This is a genomic window from Martelella mediterranea (assembly GCF_021021415.1).
Classification (GTDB): Bacteria; Pseudomonadota; Alphaproteobacteria; order Rhizobiales; family Rhizobiaceae; genus Martelella; species Martelella mediterranea_C.
On sequence record NZ_JAINWJ010000008.1, the window covers coordinates 210,844 to 232,010 of the forward strand.

The 21,167-nt window shown below is 63.2% G+C and carries 23 protein-coding genes; 15 read left to right on the forward strand and 8 right to left on the reverse strand.

Translation table 11 applies throughout. The features are described from left to right. The first annotated feature begins 19 nt into the window (after window positions 1–19). The 4 genes from K7H91_RS06615 to K7H91_RS06630 are packed head-to-tail and all read left to right on the forward strand — an operon-like array spanning window position 20 to window position 3,475. Entirely contained in the window at window positions 20–541 is a 522-nt protein-coding gene (locus tag K7H91_RS06615) for a TRAP transporter small permease subunit (protein ID WP_230719406.1), read from the forward strand. Continuing rightward, a complete protein-coding gene (locus tag K7H91_RS06620) occupies window positions 538–1,851 on the forward strand; it encodes a TRAP transporter large permease (protein WP_230719407.1) in 1,314 nt (437 codons plus the stop codon). The genes K7H91_RS06615 and K7H91_RS06620 overlap by 4 nt, the downstream gene beginning before the upstream one ends. 10 nt (window positions 1,852–1,861) lie before the next feature. Then, window positions 1,862–2,869 (forward strand): MBL fold metallo-hydrolase, encoded by a 1,008-nt coding sequence (locus tag K7H91_RS06625; RefSeq protein WP_230719408.1) that lies wholly within the window; start codon window positions 1,862–1,864, stop codon window positions 2,867–2,869. Between the two features lie 18 nt (window positions 2,870–2,887). Beyond that, the gene (locus tag K7H91_RS06630) at window positions 2,888–3,475 is read left to right on the forward strand and encodes a glutathione S-transferase family protein (protein ID WP_230719409.1); all 588 of its coding nucleotides are present in this window, start codon (window positions 2,888–2,890) and stop codon (window positions 3,473–3,475) included. Window positions 3,476–3,590: 115 nt separating this feature from the next. On the opposite strand, the gene K7H91_RS06635 is transcribed toward K7H91_RS06630, so the two are convergent. Next, on the reverse strand, window positions 3,591–4,790 hold the full coding sequence (locus K7H91_RS06635; protein ID WP_230719410.1) for a winged helix-turn-helix domain-containing protein: 1,200 nt from the start codon (window positions 4,788–4,790) through the stop codon (window positions 3,591–3,593). Between the two features lie 38 nt (window positions 4,791–4,828). Here K7H91_RS06635 and K7H91_RS06640 point away from each other — a divergent pair, with 38 nt between their 5' ends. The 4 genes from K7H91_RS06640 (at window position 4,829) to K7H91_RS06655 (ending at window position 7,383) form a co-directional block, all read left to right on the forward strand. Then, window positions 4,829–5,350 carry a hypothetical protein gene (locus tag K7H91_RS06640; protein ID WP_230719411.1) on the forward strand — a complete coding sequence of 174 codons (522 nt, stop codon included), beginning with the start codon at window positions 4,829–4,831 and terminating at the stop codon, window positions 5,348–5,350. A 166-nt stretch (window positions 5,351–5,516) separates the two neighbouring features. Beyond that, window positions 5,517–6,194, forward strand: a complete 678-nt coding sequence (locus K7H91_RS06645) for an energy-coupling factor ABC transporter ATP-binding protein (protein ID WP_230719412.1) — start codon at window positions 5,517–5,519, stop codon at window positions 6,192–6,194. Next, complete coding sequence (locus K7H91_RS06650) at window positions 6,194–6,814, forward strand: energy-coupling factor transporter transmembrane component T family protein (RefSeq protein ID WP_230719413.1); 621 nt, start codon at window positions 6,194–6,196, stop codon at window positions 6,812–6,814. Before K7H91_RS06645 ends, K7H91_RS06650 begins: the two co-directional genes overlap by 1 nt. Next, entirely contained in the window at window positions 6,811–7,383 is a 573-nt protein-coding gene (locus tag K7H91_RS06655) for a biotin transporter BioY (RefSeq protein WP_230719414.1), read from the forward strand. The genes K7H91_RS06650 and K7H91_RS06655 overlap by 4 nt, the downstream gene beginning before the upstream one ends. 34 nt (window positions 7,384–7,417) lie before the next feature. On the opposite strand, the gene K7H91_RS06660 is transcribed toward K7H91_RS06655, so the two are convergent. Next, on the reverse strand, window positions 7,418–7,816 hold the full coding sequence (locus K7H91_RS06660) for an acyl-CoA thioesterase (protein ID WP_018065431.1): 399 nt from the start codon (window positions 7,814–7,816) through the stop codon (window positions 7,418–7,420). Window positions 7,817–8,050: 234 nt separating this feature from the next. Between K7H91_RS06660 and K7H91_RS06665 the strand changes: the two genes are divergently transcribed. From K7H91_RS06665 to K7H91_RS06685, 5 genes are all read left to right on the forward strand, one after another. Further along, window positions 8,051–8,305, forward strand: a complete 255-nt coding sequence (locus tag K7H91_RS06665; RefSeq protein ID WP_018065432.1) for an exodeoxyribonuclease VII small subunit — start codon at window positions 8,051–8,053, stop codon at window positions 8,303–8,305. A 34-nt stretch (window positions 8,306–8,339) separates the two neighbouring features. Then, complete coding sequence (locus tag K7H91_RS06670) at window positions 8,340–9,269, forward strand: pirin family protein (protein ID WP_230719415.1); 930 nt, start codon at window positions 8,340–8,342, stop codon at window positions 9,267–9,269. A 149-nt stretch (window positions 9,270–9,418) separates the two neighbouring features. After that, a complete protein-coding gene (dxs, locus tag K7H91_RS06675; protein ID WP_230719416.1) occupies window positions 9,419–11,338 on the forward strand; it encodes a 1-deoxy-D-xylulose-5-phosphate synthase in 1,920 nt (639 codons plus the stop codon). 99 nt (window positions 11,339–11,437) lie between these two features. Beyond that, window positions 11,438–12,205 carry a TlyA family RNA methyltransferase gene (locus tag K7H91_RS06680; RefSeq protein ID WP_230719417.1) on the forward strand — a complete coding sequence of 256 codons (768 nt, stop codon included), beginning with the start codon at window positions 11,438–11,440 and terminating at the stop codon, window positions 12,203–12,205. Between the two features lie 6 nt (window positions 12,206–12,211). Then, the gene (locus K7H91_RS06685) at window positions 12,212–13,468 is read left to right on the forward strand and encodes a class I SAM-dependent RNA methyltransferase (RefSeq protein ID WP_230719418.1); all 1,257 of its coding nucleotides are present in this window, start codon (window positions 12,212–12,214) and stop codon (window positions 13,466–13,468) included. A gap of 50 nt (window positions 13,469–13,518) precedes the next feature. On the opposite strand, the gene K7H91_RS06690 is transcribed toward K7H91_RS06685, so the two are convergent. From K7H91_RS06690 to K7H91_RS06700, 3 genes are all read right to left on the reverse strand, one after another. Then, window positions 13,519–14,067 (reverse strand): BA14K family protein, encoded by a 549-nt coding sequence (locus K7H91_RS06690; RefSeq protein WP_230719419.1) that lies wholly within the window; start codon window positions 14,065–14,067, stop codon window positions 13,519–13,521. A 166-nt stretch (window positions 14,068–14,233) separates the two neighbouring features. After that, window positions 14,234–15,001: an SDR family oxidoreductase gene (locus K7H91_RS06695; RefSeq protein WP_230719420.1), complete on the reverse strand. Its 768-nt coding sequence runs from the start codon at window positions 14,999–15,001 to the stop codon at window positions 14,234–14,236. After that, window positions 15,001–15,321, reverse strand: a complete 321-nt coding sequence (locus K7H91_RS06700) for a nuclear transport factor 2 family protein (RefSeq protein WP_230719421.1) — start codon at window positions 15,319–15,321, stop codon at window positions 15,001–15,003. Before K7H91_RS06700 ends, K7H91_RS06695 begins: the two co-directional genes overlap by 1 nt. A gap of 54 nt (window positions 15,322–15,375) precedes the next feature. On the opposite strand from K7H91_RS06700, the gene K7H91_RS06705 reads away from it, so the two are divergent. Continuing rightward, complete coding sequence (locus tag K7H91_RS06705; protein WP_230719422.1) at window positions 15,376–15,747, forward strand: winged helix-turn-helix transcriptional regulator; 372 nt, start codon at window positions 15,376–15,378, stop codon at window positions 15,745–15,747. Between the two features lie 84 nt (window positions 15,748–15,831). Here the strand turns inward: K7H91_RS06705 and K7H91_RS06710 are convergent, their stop codons facing one another. Further along, entirely contained in the window at window positions 15,832–16,413 is a 582-nt protein-coding gene (locus tag K7H91_RS06710) for an ATP-dependent Clp protease proteolytic subunit (RefSeq protein ID WP_230719423.1), read from the reverse strand. Between the two features lie 263 nt (window positions 16,414–16,676). Between K7H91_RS06710 and K7H91_RS06715 the strand changes: the two genes are divergently transcribed. Then, entirely contained in the window at window positions 16,677–17,717 is a 1,041-nt protein-coding gene (locus tag K7H91_RS06715) for an aldo/keto reductase (RefSeq protein ID WP_230719424.1), read from the forward strand. Between the two features lie 52 nt (window positions 17,718–17,769). Here the strand turns inward: K7H91_RS06715 and K7H91_RS06720 are convergent, their stop codons facing one another. Together K7H91_RS06720 and K7H91_RS06725 are read right to left on the reverse strand one after the other, a co-directional pair. Further along, window positions 17,770–18,684 (reverse strand): cation diffusion facilitator family transporter, encoded by a 915-nt coding sequence (locus K7H91_RS06720; RefSeq protein ID WP_230719425.1) that lies wholly within the window; start codon window positions 18,682–18,684, stop codon window positions 17,770–17,772. 163 nt (window positions 18,685–18,847) lie between these two features. After that, window positions 18,848–21,049, reverse strand: a complete 2,202-nt coding sequence (locus tag K7H91_RS06725; RefSeq protein ID WP_230719426.1) for an anthranilate synthase — start codon at window positions 21,047–21,049, stop codon at window positions 18,848–18,850. Between the last annotated feature and the right edge of the window lie 118 nt (window positions 21,050–21,167).

Here is a 21,167-nt window from a genome sequence, read left to right on the forward strand (position 1 = left end):
GACCAATCTGGAGAAAATCATGGCAAATGCACGCGGCCGGCCGGGCCTGCTGCTTGGCCCCGTTGTCGCCGGGCTCAACGCCCTTGGCTCGGTCTGGATCCTCGGCCTGATGCTGCTGATCTGCGCCGACATCATCATGCGCGGCGTCTTCAACGCGCCGATCGCGGGCGTTGCCGAAATGGTGGCATTTTCCATCGTCGGCATCGTGTTCCTGCAATTGGCCCACACGCTGCGCAGCGGATCGCTGACCCGGTCCGACCTGCTGCTGATCGTCGCCGAGCGCCACAGCCCCCGGCTGAAAGGCTTCCTGCTGGCGCTCTACAATCTAGCCGGCGCTGGCATCCTGGCGATCGCGCTCTGGCATTTCATGCCGTCATTCCTCAGCGCATGGGAAAGGCCGGAACGGCACTTCATGGGCAATCCCGGCTTCTTCCAGATACCAACATGGCCGCTTTACGGGCTGATGAGCATCGGCATGGCGGCGACCATCCTGCAATTCCTGGCGAACTCTCTCGCCGCCCTGAGGGGAGAAGACGTATGAGCGGCGTGGAAATCGCGCTCGGCTCGGTCGCCCTGATGCTGGTGCTGATCTATGCCGGGCTGCATGTCGCGATCGCCCTGATCCTCGTCAGCTTTATCGGCGTCTGGGTGCTGAAGGACAATTTCGATCTCGCCGCCAACATGCTGGTCCTCGCCTTCAAGGATTCGATCACCGACCAGTTGTTCGGCGTGGTGCCGCTGTTCGTGCTGATGGGGCTGGTGGTCTCGATCTCCGGCATGGGCCGCGACACGTTCGATGTCGCGCAACAGGCCTTCCGGCGCATTCGCGGCGGGCTCGGGGTCGCGACCGTGGCGGCGAACGCCGTGTTCGCGGCGATCACCGGCATCTCGATCGCATCTGCCGCCGTATTCACCAAGGTCGCCGTGCCGGAGATGCGCGCCAGGGGCTATACGCCCGAATTCTCGGTCGGCGTGGTTGCCGGCTCCTCGGTGCTTGGCATGCTGATCCCGCCATCGCTGCTGTTCATCCTCTACGGCATACTGACGGAGCAATCGGTCGGCTCGCTGTTCATCGCCGGCGTGCTGCCCGGCCTGCTCTTGGCGGTCACCTACAGCATCGGCATCGTCGCCATGGCGCATCTCAGGCCGGGTTTCGTCGGCGGCCAGGCGGCGGACGAGTTCGACGCCCCGCATATGGGCTGGGGCGAGATCGCAGCCAAGCTGCTGCCGATCGCTGCCCTTGTGGCGCTGGTCCTCGGCGGCATCTATGGCGGCCTGTTTACCCCGACGGAGGCGGGCGGCGCGGGCGCTGCCGGAGCGCTGGCGATCGCGATCGTCAAGCGCCGCCTCAACTGGCGCGATTTCTGGCAGGTTCTGGTCCAGACCGGCCATACAACGGCATCGATCTGTTTCCTGATCATCGGCGCCAGCCTCTATTCGCGCATGCTCGCCTTCACCGGCATGCCGGGCTGGCTGGGCCGCACGGTGCTGGAAGCCGGGTTCTCGACCGAGGGCGTGGTGCTGGCCATGGTCGTTGTCATGGTGTTGCTCGGCACCATTCTCGACAGCTCCTCGATCATGCTGCTGGTTCTGCCGATCGCGGTCCCGATCCTGAACGGGCTCGGCGTCGACCTGATCTGGCTCGGCGTGATCGCAATCCTTGCCGTCGAGATCGGCCTCCTGACGCCGCCCTTCGGCATCGCCGTCTACGTCATCAAATCAACGCTCGGTCCGGACAGCGACATCACGCTCGGGCAGATCTTCCGCGGCGCGGCCCCCTTCGCGCTGATGATGCTGTTCGTGCTCGCGCTGGTGTTCCTGTTCCCGGCCATCGCCACCGCACTGCTTTAGGGAGAAAAACATGTCCAGATGGAAATATACCAAGGGTCTACACGATCTCGGCAATGGCTGCTGGGGCTATCTGGTGCCGGACGGTTCATGGGGCTGGTCCAATGCCGGGCTGATCGCCGATGGCGAGGCCACCCTGCTCGTCGACACGCTGTTCGATCTCAAATGCACCGGCGACATGCTGGCCGAGATGCGCAACGCCGTGCCCGCGTCGGAAAAGATCGGCATCCTGGTCAATACGCACGCCGATGGCGACCACACCTTCGGCAACCAGTTGGTCAAGGGCGCGCGCATCATCGGCACCGAGGGCACGGTCAGCGATTTCAACCGCTTCGACCCCAAGGTTCTGCTCGCGGTTCAAAACGATCCGACGCAATTCGGCCGCGCCGGCGAATTCATGGCCGAATGCTTCCGCCCGTTCGACTTTTCCGGCATTGAGCTGACGCCGCCGACCGAGACCTTCAAGGATCGCATGACCATCAAGGTCGGCAACAAAACGGTGGAGCTGATCGAGGTCGGCCCGTCGCATTCGCTGGGCGACGCGCTGATCTACGTGCCGGAGGACAAGGTGCTCTACACCGGCGACATCCTGTTTTCGGCCGGCACGCCGATCGCCTGGTACGGCCCGATCGCCCGCTGGATCAATGTCTGCAATATGGTGCTGGACATGGATGTCGAGATCATCGTCGCCGGCCACGGCCCGCTTTCCACCAAGGAAGACGTGCGCAAGATGCGCGATTACCTGCTCGACATCACGGAGAAGGCGCGGCCGTTCTACGAGCAGGGCGTGGACTACCTCGATGCGGCCTACAAGATCGATCTCGGCGAATACCGCGACTGGAACGACGCAGAACGCGTTGTCGTGACGCTGCGAACGCTCTATGACGATTTCGACAATGCCCCGGTCCGGCCCACCCGCGTACCCATTCCCTTCTTCGAACAGATGAAGGACATGCGCGAAAGCCTTGGCAAGCCGCCGGTGCATCATGAATATTGCAGCCATGATCATCACGATCACTGAGCCATTCGGGAGATATCCATGAAGCTGTTCCATGCGCCGGGCGCCTGTTCCGACGGGATCGTTCTGCTCCTCGACATCATCGGCGTACCATACGAAATTCACGAGCTCGACGTGAGGAAAGGCGATCAGCGCCAGCCCGACTATCTGGCGATCAACCCGAAGGGCAAGGTTCCCGCGCTCCTGCGCGACGACGGCAGGCTTCTGACCGAGTTTCCGGCGATCGCCTTCTGGCTCGCCCGCAAATATCCCGAGGCCGAACTGCTGCCGACGGACGCCGACGACGAGGCAAGAGCGCTGGAACTCCTCGATTTCATCGTCTCCTCGCTCCACATGCGCGGCACGGCGCTGGTGATGCGGCCATCGGCCTTCGCTACCTCCGCCGAGGCGCAGGAAGAGGTCAAGGCGACAGGCCGGCAAATGGTCGAGAAAGGTCTGGCCCAGCTTGAGCGGGAACTCGGCGACCGGCCCTTTCTGATGGGCGAGCGCTTCACCCTGCCGGATGCGGCCGCCTATTACCTGCTCGGCTGGCAGCCCCGATTCCAGGTGCCGCTCGGAAACCGGCTGGAGGCTTACTACGCGCGGCTTTCCAGGCTCTCTCCGGCCTGAGCGTCAAAAGGCTCGGAGCGCGCATTCATAGGCTGAAGCGCAAGAGACCGGCGCGGTCAATATGATCCCGCCGGCAGGCATCCCTCAGTCGCCTCGGCTCGAGGCCTCCCGGCGATCAAATAGCCTCACCCCGCCACCCCGGCAGGTAGTCGACCTTGTCCACGCCGGTGAAACGGGCGAGGCGCGCAAGCTCGGCGTCGAGTTTTTCAAAGCGACCGGCGGATGCCCGCACGCCCGGTTCCAGCCACAGCCTGCGGACATCGAGCGAGCTCCGCTTGCGGTCGGCCTTCATGTCGATCCGTCCGATCATGCGGTCGCCCTCGATCAGGGGAAAGACGTAATAGCCATATTGCCGCTTCGGCTCCGGCACGAAGACCTCGATGCGATAGAAAAAGCCGAACAGCCGTTCCGCCCGCGCCCGGTCGCGCAGCAGCGGATCGAACGGGCTCAAGACGCGCACCCGCGAGGGCGGGTCCGGCACATCGAACAGAACCGGCATCTCCTCGGCAAGCGCCACCGCAGCGCGCGGTCTGCCGCCATCGACGGTCTCGACCTGCACCTCGACAAGCCGATCCGTGTTGGCATCCACCCAGGCTTTTGCTTCCTGCGGCGTGACGACCGCGAAAAAGGCGGCGATCTCGCCGGAGGTCGCGAAGCCGAGGCGGGTGAGCGCGGCGCGGCAGGCCCAGTCGACGAATTCCGCGTGATCGACCTCCCCAAGGCGATACCGGTCGGGTATCACCCGCTCAGCCAGATCGTAGGCCTTCTGGAAATTCTGCCTGTGGCAGATCGCGAAATGGCCGGTGCGCCAGTGATATTCCAGCGCGGTCTTGGCGGGATGCCAGTTCCACCAGCCGCCGGAAACGTGATCTTCCTGCTTCAGCGCGCGCGCGAAGATCGGACCGTTCGCCCGCACCTGTTCATAGGTGTGCTCGAACGCGGCGGCAAAGTCCTCCCCGTGCCATTTGCGCCAGCGCTCCTGCAGACGTTCCTCCTCGCGCCGGAAACGGTGTTTCCAATAGGGATAGAACCGCACCGGAATGATGGAGGCATCGTGGGTCCAGTGCTCGAACAGCGCCCGGTCGCGTTCCAGAAGCGCCGTCAGATGCGCGCGGCGAAAGGTCTGGTTGCGCGAAAACAGGATTAGGTCATGCGCGCGCTCGACCGTGCGGATCGAGTCGACCTGCACGAAGCCGATCGTCTCGATCAGATCGAGAAGCCCGGCCTTGTCCATCGCCCTGCCGGGCGGCGCAGACAGGCCCTGTCGGGCGAGGAAAATGCGCCGGGCATCGGCGTTGGAGATCGTTCTTACCATCAGGCAACGGTAGAACGATTCGGACAAAATAGGAACAAATGTTCATTGCCGGATTTTCACGGGCAATGAATCGAGACCGGCGTGATCCCGGTTTCCACCCAAAAATCGAGAAGCCTCCTGAAGCACTACATGAACGGTTAAGCAGCGCAAAATCTCGAAAAGCGTTACAAGCGATATTGCAACTTAAGATTGCATCTACATATCATCAATCGCGTCAAGAACAATCAGGAGACATGATAATGGCAAGCGTATTCGTGCCGGCCGCGCCGGTAATCACAAGTATTCAGCCGACCACCTTCTTCAATCAGCCTGCGGCGATCATCAGCGGGGTGGAGGATCTCAACGGTCTTCCGAGCGGCGACAGCATCCAGGTTCTTATCGTGGATAAGGATCGAGACGAAGTGCTTGGCTCTCCCGTTCAGGTAAACAGCGATGGCACATGGAGGGTGGCCATCCCTTCCTATCGGGGCGATGAGGCTTACGCGAATGCAGTTGTGATCGATGCAGCGGGGTCTCTCGGCGCCACATCGCAACCAAGCGCTCTCTTTATCTTGCCGTAGGAAGACAGGCAGTTCCAGGGTGCCGGCACAATCCGGCGCCCTGCGCTGTCATCGCAGTCATCAACAGACGATCACTTGAGCTCTGCCCTCCGGCCCAGCCTCTGAGGCCCTATCGGAAAACGAATTCGATAGTTATAAGGATGCGGTCTTTACCAGGGGCGTAGTCTTGAAGATCGAATTCACCGAAGCCGGCGTGCGCTTTGAGGGCCGCACGGCGCTTCATCCGCTGACATTGACGCTGACCGAGCATCGTATCGGTATTATCGGCCTCAACGGCTCTGGCAAGACCACCTTCGCGCGGCTGATCAACGGCCTGACGCAGCCCACGACCGGCGCTGTCGCGGTCAATGGCCGTGATACGGTTGCCGAAACGCAAGCGGTGATGGCGGATGCGGGCTTTGTGTTCCAGTCGCCGCAGAACCAGATCATCCTGCCAATCCTTCAGGACGATATCGAACTGGGGTTGAAGGCGCGCGGCGTTGCCAAGGCGGAGGTCGCCAAACGCGCGCAGGACGCGCTCGCCCGGCTCGGCATCGCCCACCTCGCCAGACGCCGCGCCCATGAGCTTTCCGGCGGCGAGCTTCAGCTCGCAGCCCTTGCCGCCGTGCTTGCCACCCGGCCCTCGCTGGTGATCCTCGACGAGCCGACCAACCAGCTCGATCTCAAGAACCGTCGCCGCGTCGCCGATACGATCGCGGCGCTTGACGAGGATGTCATCATCATCTCCCACGACCTATCCATTCTGGGTGGTTACGAGCGGGTCCTGCTGTTTCACGAGGGCCGGCTTGCCGGAGACGGCGCGCCGGAAGACGTGATCGCGCGATACGAGGCGATGAACCGCTGATGCAATCGCTCTATGTCGAAGCAGACAGTATTCTCCATCGCGCGGCCCCGGGCGTGAAGCTTGGTGGGCTGGTCGTCTTTTCGCTCGCCGTGTTCTTCACGGCAAACCTGTGGGGGCTGGCCGGTTTCGCCGCCCTCGCGGCGTTCGTCTATTTCACCCTGCCGATCAGACTGCGTCCGGCTCTGGTCCGGCTGGTGCCGATGGCGTTTGCCGTCCTGCTCGTCGGCGGCTTCAGCCTGATCTTCAACCCGTGGGAGCAGGCGCTGGTCTCCGTTCTCAGGCTTTCGGCGCTGATGCTGGCGGCGGCCGCCATCACGGCGGCGACCTCCGTGCCGGACTTTATCGACACGATCACGCGCGCCGCCCGGCCGCTCGAGAAGACCGGGCTGGTGCGCGCGGCCGATATCGGGCTTGCGGTCGGGCTTGTCATCCGCTTCGTGCCGGATATTCTCTCCCGCTACGGCGCGATCCGCGATGCCCACCGGGCCCGGGGGATACGGTTTCGCCCGAGGGGCGCGATTGTCCCACTGATCATCTTGACCCTGCGCGATGCCGACAGTATCGCCGACGCCATCGATGCCCGCGGCATTCGCGGAGAAGACAGAAGGAACGTCAAATGAACTCGCGTGATCTGGTTCTGGTGTCGCTTTTCGCGGCCATCATCGTGGCGCTCGGCCTGCTGCCGGCCATACCGCTTGCCTTCATTCCCGTACCGATCACCGCGCAGACGCTCGGCGTCATGCTCGCCGGTCTGATCCTCGGGCGCAGGCGCGGCGCGGCCGCGGTGCTCGTGGTGTTCGTGCTGGTCGCGATCGGCCTTCCCGTGCTTGCCGGCGGGCGCGGCGGCCTCGGCAGTTTCGCGGCTCCGACGGCAGGCTTCCTCATCGGCTGGCTGCCGGCTGCCTATGTCGCGGGCGCGCTTGCCGAATATGCGGCGGAAACCGATCATGCGTTGCGCCAGACCTTCGGCTTCTTCATCGCGGCGTTCGCCGGCGGCATCGTGGTCGTCTATTTCTTCGGCATCGCCTGGCTCGCCTATGGCGTCGGCATGGGCATTTCCCCTGCCGTCGCAGGTTCGATGGGCTTCATTCCGGGCGATATCATCAAGGCGGTGCTGGCGGCGCTGGCGGCGCGCGCGGTGATGGTCGGCTATCCGCTGCTGCCGAAAAGCCTCTCCCACGAGGCCTGATTTCTCAAGCGCGGAGGCGTCTGCCGGTTCCGCTTCAGTCGAGAAACGAAAACAGCCAGTCCCGCGTCGCTTCCGGCAGCGGGGCCGGTTCGCCGTTGACGCGGTTTACGGCCGTCCACAGCAGTTCGACCTCGGCGGCGATGTGATTACCGGACTGCACCGCGACATTGAAGCCGATCGACTTGCCGCCGATCTTGGCCGCGCGCACCACCAGATCCGCCGTCTCGCCGTTCTTCAGCCCGCGATAAAACGTGCAGCCGACCTTGCGCACCACATAGGCGGGTTCGTTCTCCACTTCCGGACGGTACTGCCAGAACCGCGCAAGGGCTTCCTCGGCATGCTCGATATAGGCGGCGGTGTGCATGCGCCCATGCATGTCGATATCGCGATAGGGAACGCGAAGTTCCGTTCTTTCAGGATGAAGCTCATCCATCGGCCACACCTTCCCGGCGCAAGAGGCGCCGTTACGCACGTTTTCACCGGCTCCTCGCAAGCACGCAGATGCGCTGCAATGCGAAAAAGCTCAGCACTCTATAGAACCTTTCCAAGTCAAACGCCATGATATGGTTATCTGATGGTTAGCGGAGACGACCATGCTTGACTTGCAATCGCGCCGGGGCGCATTACCTTGCCGGAACGAAAACGCGATGATCGGAGAGGCCAGACCATGACGGAAGCAACGAAACCGACCGATGTGACCGGCCTCAGCTTCGAGCGCGCCGTCGAGGAACTCGAATCGATCGTCGCACGGCTGGAGCGCGGCGACGTCGCACTGGAAGAATCCATCAAGATCTATGAACGCGGCGAGGCCCTGAAGAAGCATTGCGAAAAGCTGCTGAGCGCGGCGGAAGCCCGGGTCGAGAAGATCCGCCTCGATCGCGATGGCAAGCCGGCGGGAACTGAACCGCTGGACCCACAATAGAGATCGGCGCGCACCGGCGCCCGGAGTAACGGACATGTCGTTTTTTCCCGGCAAGGACCCCGAATTCGGCGATGCCGAAAGCTGCAATGCCGTCACACAGCTCATCATTCCTCGCACCAGCGATATCGGCGGCTTCGAAGTGCGGCGCGCGCTGCCGACAATCAAGCGCCGGCTCGTCGGCCCGTTCATCTTCTTCGACCGCATGGGCCCGGCCCGTTTCGGCGGTCATGGCGAGGCGCTCGACGTCAAGCCGCACCCCCATATCGGGCTTTCGACCGTCACCTACCTGACCTCCGGCGAGATCGGCCATCGCGACACGCTTGGCAACCACACCGTCATTCGTCCCGGCGACGTCAACCTGATGACGGCGGGGCGCGGCATCGTCCACTCCGAGCGCACGCCCGACGACCTGCGCCTGCGTCCGCATGCGCTGTCCGGCGTCCAGACCTGGCTCGCCCTTCCGGAACGCGACGAGGAGATCGACCCGAGCTTCGGCCATACCGAGAAGAACGCGCTTCCGATCATTTCGGAGACCGGCGTCAGCGGGCGCCTCGTGCTCGGCCATTTCTGCGGCATGAAGGCCGATGTGAAGACCCACACCGATACGCTTCTGGCCGATATCGCGCTGCCCCCCGGCGCCCGACTCTCGTTTCCGGCGGAGCATGAGGAACGCGCGATCTATATCCTTGAAGGCCAGTTGGGCGTTGCCGGCGACGTGTTCGATGCCGAGCAATTGCTGGTGCTCGCCCCCAACGATCCGATCACAATCGAGGGAGCGGGGGAACACGGATGCCGCCTCATGCTTTTAGGTGGAGAGGCGTTGGAAAAACCGCGCCATATCTGGTGGAATTTCGTGTCTTCCTCGAAGGAACGGATAGAACAGGCAAAGGAAGACTGGCGGCAGGGCCGGTTCGGACTGGTGCCGGGCGACGAGAAGGAATTTGTTCCTTTGCCCGAACGCTGAAATTCGCTAGAAACGATTTAGGACGCGTCCAGATGGCTGCCGGTTTTCCGGCCCGTCACGCGTGAAAACAAGAAAAGAGAGCATTTCCGGCTTGTGCCGCAGATGCTTCAGGCAGGAACAACGTCTTTCAGGGCGTATGAGGCTCCACAGTGACGCTACCGTCAAAAACCTCCATTCTCGACCGGATCAGGCTGCCCGAGGACCTTCGCGAGATCCACGACCGCGACCTCCCGCAGCTTGCCGAGGAAGTCCGCGCTGAGATGATTTCATCCGTCTCGCGCACCGGCGGGCATCTCGGCGCAGGCCTTGGCGTGGTCGAGCTGACGATCGCGATCCACAAGGTGTTCAACACGCCGGACGACCGGCTGATCTTCGATGTCGGCCACCAGTGCTACCCGCACAAGATCCTGACGGGACGGCGCGAGCGGATGTCGACGCTGCGTCAGGAAAACGGCATTTCCGGCTTCACCCGGCGCGCAGAAAGCGAATACGACCCCTTCGGCGCCGGCCACTCCTCCACCTCGATTTCCGCCGGCCTCGGCATGGCGGTCGCCTCGAAACTGCAGGATCATCCCCGCAATGTGATCTCCGTGATCGGCGACGGCGCGATGTCGGCCGGCATGGCCTATGAGGCGCTCAATAATGCCGGTGCGCTCGGCGCACGACAGATTGTGATCCTCAACGACAACGACATGTCGATTGCCCGCCCGACCGGGGCGATGAGCGCCTATCTGGCGCGGCTTGCCTCCGGCAAGACCTATCTCGAGGTCCGCGATTTCGGCAAGCGGCTGACCTCTTATCTCGGCAAGTCGATCGAAAGCGCGATCTCGCGCGCCGTCGGCCATGCGCGCGGCTATGTCACCGGCGGCACCATGTTCGAGGAGCTCGGCTTCTACCATATCGGTCCGATCGACGGCCACTCCTTCGATCACCTCCTGCCGGTGCTGCGCAATGCCCGCGACAATGCCCGCGGCCCGGTGCTGATTCATGTCGTGACCCAGAAGGGCAAGGGCTATGCGCCCGCCGAAGCCGCCGCCGACAAGTGCCATGCCGTCAGCCGGTTCGATGTCGTCACCGGCCATCAGGCGAAATCCAAGCCCAACGCGCCGAGCTATACGTCCGTGTTCGCCAAGGCGCTGATCGAAGAAGCGCGCAACGACAAGGATGTGGTGGCGATCACCGCCGCCATGCCGTCCGGCACCGGCCTCGACAAATTCGAGGAAGTCTATCCGAACCGGATTTTCGATGTCGGCATCGCCGAACAGCACGCCGTGACCTTTGCCGCAGGCCTTGCGAGCGAAGGCATCAAGCCGTTCTGCGCGCTCTATTCCACCTTCCTGCAGCGCGGCTATGACCAGGTGGTCCACGATGTCGCGATCCAGGGCCTGCCGGTGCGCTTCCCGATCGACCGCGCCGGCTTCGTCGGCGCCGACGGGCCGACCCATGCGGGCTCGTTCGACACGACCTATCTCGCCACCCTGCCCGGTTTCGTGGTGATGGCGGCCGGCGACGAGGCGGAGCTGATGCATATGGTGCGCACCGCCGCCGCCTATGACGAGGGTCCGATCTCGTTCCGCTACCCGCGCGGCGAAGGCACCGGCGTGGTACTGCCGGAGCGCGGCGAGATACTCGAAATCGGCAAGGGCCGGATCATTTCCGAAGGCTCCAAGGTGGCGCTCCTGTCTTTCGGCACCCGGCTCGGGGAATGTCGCGAGGCGGCGACGGTTCTGAACGCCGCCGGCCTTTCAACCACGGTTGCCGATGCCCGTTTCGCCAAACCGCTCGATCACGACCTGATCCGTCAGCTCGCCGCCCATCACGAAGTGCTGGTGACGATCGAGGAAGGGGCCGTCGGCGGTTTCGGCGCCCATGTGGTCCAGTTCCTTTCCAATGAGGGCCTGCTTGATCATGGCTTGCGCGTGCGCCAGATGGTGCTGCCGGATATCTGGATGGAACAGGCCAAGCCCGAGGATATGTATGCCAAGGCCGGCCTTGATCGCGACGGCATCGTGGAAACCGTGTTCCGCGCACTCGGCCGTCACGGCGTTTCGACCGGCACGGTCGGCTGAGCGCAACGGCCCGAAAATCGGTACGACTTTCGGAAAGCACGATGCGTCGTTTCAATGGATTATCTTGCGCCGGCCGCCAAAAGCGTCCATGGAGCGGCCATGACCGCTCCCGCTACCCCCATGCGCCTCGACCAGTTGCTGGTCGCGCTGAACCGTTTCGAGACCCGTTCGCGGGCCCGCGACGCGATCGCGCGCGGCGCGGTGACGGTCAACGGCAAAACGGCAACAAAGCCCGGCGCAACGGTAAGCCCGGATGCCGTTATCGCGATTGACGACCCGGCCGAACATTATGTCTCCCGCGCTGCGCTGAAGCTTTCGGCGGCGCTTGATCATTTCGCATTGTCACCGGAAGGCGCGCTTGCGCTCGATATCGGCGCTTCGACCGGCGGGTTCACGCAGGTTCTGCTGGAGCGCGACGCGCGTCATGTCACCGCCATCGATGTCGGCCACGGCCAAATGGCAAGCCGGATCGCCGACGATCCGCGCGTCACAAATATCGAGGGGCTGAACGCCCGGCACCTGACCCGCGACGATATTGCCGGAGGGCCGGTGGACTTGATCGTCTCCGATGTCTCCTTCATCTCGCTGAGACTCGCTCTGCCGCCCGCGCTGGAACTTGCCGAACCCGGCGCGATCTGCGTCCTGCTGGTGAAGCCGCAATTCGAGGCGGGCAAGGACAATATCGGCAAGAAGGGCCTGCTGAAGGACGCAACACTTGGTCCCCGCATCGCCGCCGAACTTGAGCAATGGCTCACCGGGGAGATGGGCTGGCAAAGCCTCGGCATCGCGCCCTCGCCGATCGAGGGCGGTGACGGCAATCGCGAATTTCTGCTCGCCGGGCGTAAACCCGGCAAAGAAAAGGAATAAAATCCCATGGTGGCCGAAACCGTTACCGTTGAGAAGCTGGGTGCCAAGGGCGATGGCGTAGCACAGACACCCGCGGGCCCGGTCTTCGTGCCGTTCGTCCTGCCCGGAGAGCGCATCACGATCGCCCGACAGAAGTCCTCCGGCGCGATGCTCGCGCTTCTTGAGCCTGCGGCCGAGCGCGTCGAGCCCGCCTGTCGGCATTTCGGGCCGGACGGCAAGAACGGCACCTGCGGGGGATGTTCGCTCCAGCATCTGGCCCCCGCGCCCTATCAGGATTTCAAGCGACAGGTCGTGATCGACGCGCTTTCCGCCCACGGCCTCGACTGTCCGGTCGAACCGCTGGTCACGGCCGCCCCTGGCCAGCGCCGCCGCGCGACCTTTTCGGCGCGCAAGACCGAGGCCGGAATCGTGCTCGGCTTTTCGAGCCCGGAAAGCCATCACATCGTCGAGATCGAGGAATGTCCGGTGCTTTCGCCGGCGCTGTTTTCCCGCCTGCCCGTCCTGCGCCTTCTGGCCGGCATTCTGGCAAGCGGAAGCGACCCGTTCCGGATCGCCGTCCTCGAAACCGAAACAGGCCTCGACATCAGTTTCTCGGGCCTCAAGCCGCCATCGGAAAAGCGCCGGCAGGCGGCAACCCGCGCGGTGATGGCGGTGAAGGGCATCGCCCGCCTGACCTATGAGGACGAGATTATCGTCGAGCCGGTCCGCCCTGCCCTCAATATCGCCGGAACCACGGTCAACCCGCAGCCCTCCGGTTTCGCCCAGGCGACGCGAGAGGCCGAGGAGGTGATGGCGGGGCTGGTGACCAAGCATCTGAAGAGCGCGCGGAACGTCGCCGATCTCTTCAGCGGGTTTGGCACATTTGCCTTGAGGCTGGCCGCGAGATCGAAGGTGCATGCCGTCGAGTTCGACGCGAAGGCGCTCGCCGCGCTCGATATCGCGGTGCGCAACCGCCAGGGGCTGAAGACGGTGACGAGCGAACGGCGCGACCTTTTCCGCCGCCCGCTGCTTGCGCGCGAACTGACGGGCTTCGACGGCGCGGTGTTCGACCCGCCACGCGCCGGCGCGCGCGAACAGGCCGAGGAACTGGCCCGCTCGAAAGTCGCGAAGATCGCCGCGGTCTCCTGCAACCCCGCCACGCTTGTCCGGGATCTCCGGCTTCTCGTGGATGGCGGCTATCGGATCGAGCGGGTCATTCCGATCGACCAGTTCCTCTGGTCCCATCATGTCGAAGCGATAGCGCTTCTCAGCCGGGCAAAATAAAACCCCGGCGGAAAAACCGCCGGGGTTCGAAATTACGCCATCTCGCGCGCTCAGTAGTAGGGCGACAGGCACTGCTGGCGCGGCCCGTTATAGGGCTGGAAGGTGTTATCGTAGCTGCGGTAGGAACGATAACGGTTGTCGCACCAGGCATAATGCTTGGGGTTCAGCCCATTGGTCTGCTGCGGGAGGTTGTTGTTTCCCGCCGCGATCGCACCGCCGATGATCAGGGCACCTGCGCCGAGAATGGCCAGCGGAACCCATGCATTGTCATCATTGTCCCAACGGTAGTTCGGCCCCGGACGCGGCGGACGGTAGCCCGGCGGGTAACTGTAATAGCGATCGCGATTGTAGTAGCCGCCCCTGCCATTATAGGCCTGATGACGACGATCATAGCCGGGGCGGCGATCATAGCCATGACGGCGATCCCAGTTGCGACCGCCCCGGTCGCCGTTCCAATTGCGACCATCGACGCGTTCGATTCTCGCATCCGCGCCGGCCGGGTTTACGGAAATCGGCATGGACTGAGCAGGTATGGCGCTTGTCGCCACGACAATCGAGGCAAGTGCTGCGGCCACCATTTTCTTTGCCCGATCTAACATCTGCATCTCCCGTTCTTTCTTTAAAGCCGAAGCCCGGATTGGCCTCGTACGCTATGTGACGACCATAAATCCTGTCACCTGAACTCAGGATTAACGGCTTGTTTAGGTTTCTCTAAACGCGCGAAATATGCGGGAGGTTCAAAAAAAAGTGCCGGACGACCGCGATTCAGACCGTGGGCACCGTACCGCCGTCAACGACGTATTCGACGCCTGTGATCGCCGAGGCCGCGGGCGAGGCAAGAAAACCGATCACATCGGCGACCTCCTCGGGCCTGGCCGGACGGCCGAGTGGAATGCCGCCCAGCGCGTTCATTATGATCGCCTTCGCGCCCTCGTAGTCCGTGCCGGAACTCTCGGCGATGCGTTCGGCAAGGGCCACCGAGGCCTCGGTCTCGATCCAACCCGGCGATACCCGCACGACCCGGACACCCTTGGGCGCCAGCTCCTTCGACAGGCTTTTGCTGTAGGTCGAAAGCGCGGCCTTGGCGCTGGCATAGGCCGTAGTCGATTCCGGCAGCGGCAGCTGTCGCTGGATCGAGGTGACGTGCACGATGACCCCGCCCTGGCTGAGTTGCGGGGCAAGCTGCCGGTCGAGCCGCACCGCGGGCATCAGGTTCAGGTCGATTTCGCTTCTCCAGATATCGTCGGTCAGCGCGGCGAAGCCGCCGCCCGGCGCCGATGAACCGCCGGCGACATGCACGATGATATCGACGCCGCCGCGAAGACTTATGGTCTCGGCGGCCACCTTTGCACAGCCCTCGGCGGTCGCGATATCGGCCGCTATAAAGGCGACGCCTTCGGGCGCGCCCTCCGGTTTCGACCGGGCCGTCGTCACCACATCAGCACCGCGCGCGGCCAGATGAGCGACCACTGCCGCGCCCAGACCGCGCGTGCCTCCGGTGACGAGCGCGCGCTTTCCCTCAAACACGCCCATCAGCTGATCTCCAGCGTATGGATGAGGTCATTCCTGAGAGTAAAGGCATAGTCCAGATCGACGGGGCTGCCCGGGAAATTGCCTTCGACATGGGCGGTGACGATGAGCCTGCCGTCTTCGCTTCTGGCGGCAATCGGCGTGCTGGTGTATTGATATTCCGTCGCGGTCCTCGCCCGCCATGCGCCGATCGCGGCCCGTCCCGTATGGGTCTTGCCCTCGTCACGCACAGTGGCATCTTCCGTGAAGCAGTGGGCGACCGTATCGGTATCGCCGGGATCGGTAGCCAGATAGGTTGCTATCGCCTTGGGTAGGTCGCGCATCATTGTCTCCTTGGTTTCGTTGCGGACCGGCAAAATGTGGGCTAATCTGAAAAAATGACAAGTACGGACGAAAAAGTGGGGTACGAACCTAAAAGTAAGTACACGAGCCAGACCGCCGCCGCAGGCGTGGAGACGGCGCTGCGCTTTCTGGAGGGGCGATGGAAACTGGTGATCCTGTTCCACCTGTTCGGCGGCAGGGTGATGCGATTTTCGGAGCTGGAACGGGCGATCCCGGACGTCTCGCAGAAAATGCTGATCCAGCAGCTTCGCGCGCTGGAGAATGACGGCATCGTGCGCCGGGTCGTTTACCCGGAGGTGCCGCCCAAGGTGGAATATCGCCTCACCGACTGGGGGCAGGCGCTTTGTCCGGCGCTCGACGCACTGTTGACGTGGGCGGAGCAGAAACCCGAGACACTGCCTGAGTAGGGCAAGCGGCATCAGCACAAAAAAGAGCGGGTCCGCATTTCGGTCAAATGCGGACCCGCTCTTTTGTCATCACTGGCAAAATGCTCAGATGTCGCTCTGGCTCGTCACGATACGCGAGACCAGGCCGTATTCGATCGCTTCCTCGGCCGACAGCCAGTAGTCGCGGTCGATATCCTTGGCGATCTTTTCCTCGGGCTGGCCGGTGGCCTTCGAGAAGATCTTGATCAGCCGCTCGTTCATCTTGATGATCTCGCGGGCCTGGATTTCGATATCTGAGGCCGGGCCGCGGGTGCCGCCGGAGGGCTGGTGCAGCAGGAAGCGGGTATTCGGCAGGCAGATGCGATCTTCCTTGGGCGCGGCGGCATAGATCAGCGCGCCGGCGGAGGCGACCCAGCCCGAACCGATCATGACCACCCTCGGCTTGATGAACTTGATCAGGTCGTGGATTGAATCGCCCGATTCCACATGCCCGCCCGGCGAATTCACGAAGACGCGGATATCCTCGTCGGAAACCGCCGCCATCGCGACAAGCTGCGAGCAGACCCGCTGCGCCAATTCCTGGGTAATCGGGCCGTAAATGAAAATCGACCGCGACTTGAACAGATTGGCTTCGGCTTCCTTGCCCAGGGGCATTTCGGTCTTCTTGTCGTCTTCTTCGTCGTTCATCTGCAACTCCGGGAATCAGGATTGTTCCTTCCCGACTTAATGCCAATGAACCGGCAATACAATGACCCCGCCTTCAAACGCCGCGATGAAGCCCGTATTCGGCGACGGCTCTTGAAAAACGACCTCCGCGACCCCACATCAAAGGGGTGACCGGCGACGGCCACGCCATCATTGTCAAATCCAATCATCATTGAACCATTCTGCCGCATGACGAGCATCGCGCCCTCATTCGCTGCACTCTGCATACGCGAAAGGACACTCCCTTGCGTTACAATCGACTTGGAAATTCCGGCCTCAAGGTCTCCGAACTCTGCCTCGGCACCATGACCTTCGGTGGCAAAGGCTTCTGGACGGCCATCGGCCAGCTCGACCAGAAGAGCTCCGAAGAACTCGTCTCCGCCGCCCTCGACGCCGGCATCAATTTTCTCGATACCGCCAATGTCTATTCCGAAGGCCTGTCGGAGGAAATCACCGGTCAGGCGCTGAAGACCCTGAACGTTCCCCGCGACGAAATCGTCATCGCCACCAAGGTCTTCGGCGGCATGGGCGAAGGGCCCAACAGCCGGGGTTCTTCGCGCTATCACATTATGGAGCAGGTCAAGAAAAGCCTCGCCCGGCTGCAGACCGACCATATCGACCTCTACCAGCTCCACGGTTTCGACAACACGACGCCGATCGAGGAAACGCTGGAGGCGCTCGACACACTCGTCCGCCACGGCCATGTCCGTTATATCGGCGTCTCAAACTGGGCGGCATGGCAGATCGCCAAGGCGCTCGGTATCTCCGAACGCAGGGGCCTCGCCTCGTTCCAGTCGCTGCAGGCCTATTACACGATTGCCGGCCGCGACCTCGAGCGCGAGATCGTGCCGATGCTGAAATCGGAAGGCGTGGGGCTGATGGTCTGGTCGCCGCTTGCCGGCGGGTTCCTGTCGGGCAAGTATGACCGCAACAACCAGACAGACGGCGAAGGCCGCCGCGTCGCCTTCGACTTCCCGCCCGTCGACAAGGAACGCGGCTTCGCGACGATCGACGTGATGCGCGAGATCGCGAACGCCAAGGGCGTCTCGGTGGCGCAGATCGCGCTTGCCTGGCTGCTGCACCAGACGGCCGTCACCAGCGTCATCGTCGGCGCCAAGCGCAGAGAACAGCTTGAGGACAACATCGCATCGACCGCGGTGGAATTCACCGCCGAGGAAATGGAGCGCCTCAATGCCGTCTCGGCGCTGCCGCGCGAATATCCGGGCTGGATGCTGGAGCGTCAGTCCGGCAACGAGGTGAAGACCGAGCCGCGTTCGCTGAAATAGTCTCTGCGTGCGGGGCGGTCGCCAAAACGCCGTCCCGGCATCGAACCGGGCATCATGAAAGCCGCACCCTCACCCCGTGCGGCTTTACGCCTTCCGGCTCGACATGAATGGCAAGCGAGGCGCCGGGGATCGCCTTCTTGATCGCCGCTTCCAGCCGGTCGCAGATGTCATGGGCCTCGCCCACCGGCATGTCCTCGCTGACCACCAGATGGAAATCGATGAAGGCCGCAGACCCAGCCCTGCGGGTGCGCAGATCGTGGACGCCGGACGAACCAGCGGCATTGTCCATGATCGCCTGACGGATCATTTCGGATTCTTCGTCAGATAGCGCCGTATCCATCAGCCCGCCGAGCGAATCCTTGATCAGCCCCCAGCCCGCATAGAGAATGTGGGCGGCGACCGCGAGCGCGATCAGCGGATCGAAGATCGGATAGCCGGTGGCGAGCGCCAGCCCGAGCCCGATGACCACGCCGATCGAGGTCACCACGTCCGTGCGGATATGCTTGCCATCGGCGACCAGCGCCGGCGAACGCGCCGCGCGCCCGGCACTGATCAGCACATAGGCCCAGACGCCGTTGATCAGGCTTGCCACCACATTGACGCCGAGGCCGATATAGATATCGGTCGGCATCGTGGGGTGAAGCAGTTCGGCCGCGGCTTCCTTGAAGATCAGCAGCGCCGCCACGACGATCGCGACGCCCTCGATAACGGCCGAGATATATTCCGCCTTGTGGTGACCGAACTGGTGATCGTGATCGGCGGGCTTGGAGGCGTAGATGATGGCGACGAGGGCCGCGACCGAGGCGACGACGTTGACGATCGATTCCAGCGCGTCGGACAGAAGGGCAACCGAGCCGGTCAGATGCCAGGCGGCAAGCTTGATCGCGAGCACCAGGAGCGAGAGCGGGATCGTGGCGATGGCAAGCTTGCGGGGCATGCTTTGTCCATGGGCATGGCCTGTGCTCATTGCGCGCTCCCATAGCGTTCACGATCGTTCGGGAAACCGGGAGGTTTCCTCGATGACGATGTGAAAATGCAGACTTTTTCCGAGACCACCAAGGTCAAATGCAAAGCGGGCCGGAGAAGGCTCGCATCGCATTGCTACTCAATCACGCCCCCGTCCGCAAGCCTCAGCCGACGGCTTTCCTGCCCGAAACATCGGCATGGCCAACGAGCTTGCCGACGACATTCTCGATGATGCGCATGCCGGCATCGCCGCCGAGCGTCATGATCGATTCGGGATGGAACTGGACGGCGGCGACCGGCTCGCTGACATGTTCGATGCCCATGACGATGCCGTCATCGGTCTCGGCCGAAATCGTGAACTCGGCCGGCAGCGCCACCGCATCGGCGAAGATCGAATGATAGCGACCGACGGTGATTTCATTGGGCAGGCCGTCGAAAAGCCGGCCGTGCTCGAGAATGCGGATGCGCGACGGCTTGCCATGCATCGGCACCGCCAACTGCCGGAGCGTGCCGCCATAGGCTTCCGCCAGCGCCTGCAGCCCCAGGCAGACGCCGAAGATCGGCAGTCCGCGTTCGCGCGCCTTCTTGATCGTCGCCTTGCAATCGAAATCCTTCGGCATACCGGGTCCGGGCGAAAGCACCACGAGATCGGGCGCAACGCGGTCGAACGTTTCGTCGGCCACGGGAGACCGCACGGTCGCCACCTCCGCCCCGGTCTGGCGGAAATAATTGGCGAGCGTGTGGACGAAGCTGTCCTCGTGATCGACCAGCAGGATTTTCAGGCCGTTGCCGACCTTCTCGACGGCGCGCACGGCGGGTGCGCGGGTTTGCGCATCCGCCTCGCGGATCGCGGCCAGCATAGCTGAAGCCTTCAATTCGGTCTCCGCTTCTTCTTCATGGGGATCGGAATCATACAGCAGTGTCGCGCCTGCGCGCACCTCGGCCACGCCCTGCTTGACCCGGATGGTGCGCAGCGTCAGGCCGGTGTTCATGTCGCCGTTGAAGCCGACCATGCCGATCGCGCCGCCATACCAGGCGCGCGGGCTCTTTTCGTTGTTTTCGATGAAGCGCATCGCCCAGAGCTTCGGCGCGCCGGTGACGGTGACCGCCCAGGCGTGGCTCAGAAACGCATCGAAGGCGTCCATATCGGCCCGCAGCCGACCCTCGATATGGTCGACGGTGTGGATCAGGCGCGAATACATCTCGATCTGACGCCGGCCGATGACCTTGACGGAGCCCGGCTCGCAGACGCGGCTCTTGTCGTTGCGGTCGACATCGGAACACATGGTGAGTTCCGACTCGTCCTTATGCGAATTGAGCAGTTTCAGGATCTGCTGGCTGTCGGCGATCGGGTCCTCGCCGCGCTTGATGGTACCGGAAATCGGGCAGGTCTCGACCCGGCGGCCGGTGACCCGCACGAACATTTCCGGGGAAGCGCCGATCAGATATTCCTGATTGCCGAGATTGATGAAGAAGGAATAGGGCGACGGATTGGTGGCCTTCAGCCGCTTGGAGATTGCCGATGGTTGGCTTGCGCAGCGCTCCATGAACTGCTGGCCCGGCACCACCTCGAACAGGTCGCCGCGCACGAAGCTTTCCTTGGCCCTTGTGACCAGTTCGGCATATTCGCCCTTGTGGTGATCGCCTTTCGGCGGAACGCTGTTGGAGGGACGGAACGGATCAGGCTCGATCGCGCCATCCCTACCCTCGGTCGCGATGCCGTCCTTTTCGAAATCATAGCGGTCGATCCACGCCTTGGCGGCGTGGTTGTCGACCATCAGCACCTCGTCGGGGAGGTAGAGCACCATGTCGCGCTGGTCGGCCGGGCGCTCCAGCTTCAGCGGGACTGCGTCGAACTGGAAGGCGAGGTCGTAGCCGAACGCGCCGTAAAGGCCGAGGCTGGCATCCTCCTCGGAGAAGAACAGGTCGGTAATCGCCCTGAGCACGGTGAAGACGGTAGGCGCCTTGGAGCGCTCCTCCTCGGTGAACTGGCGGTCGGGCTCGGCGACCTTGAGATCTATGCGGCGGGCCTCGCGGGCAAGGATGGTGACGGCCTCGAGGCCTTCCAGCGCCGGCAGGATCAGTTCGAGCAGCGCCTCACCGCGACCATTGAAGGCCTCGAGCCAGACATTGCGGCCATTGCACGAGATCGCCATCGGCGGATCGATCACGGCGGTGTCCCAGCGGGTATAGCGGCCGGGATATTCGTAGTTGGAGGAAAGCACCGCCCCGCGGCGCGAATCCAGCCGCTCGATATAGCTGGAGATCGCGTCGTCATAGGGCACGAAACGCCGCGTCCGCGTAATCTCAACGCCGCCTCTGGTCAGATAGCTCTCGCCGCCATCGGGCCGCTCATGAAGGCTCATATTCCTTGCTCCACCTCGGTGATGCGGCGCTGCCGCATGCTGGTCATTCTCAACCCTTGCAAAGACGGCCCGTAACAAAAAAGCCGCCTCGTTGGAGGGCGGCTTCGTCAGATCAACT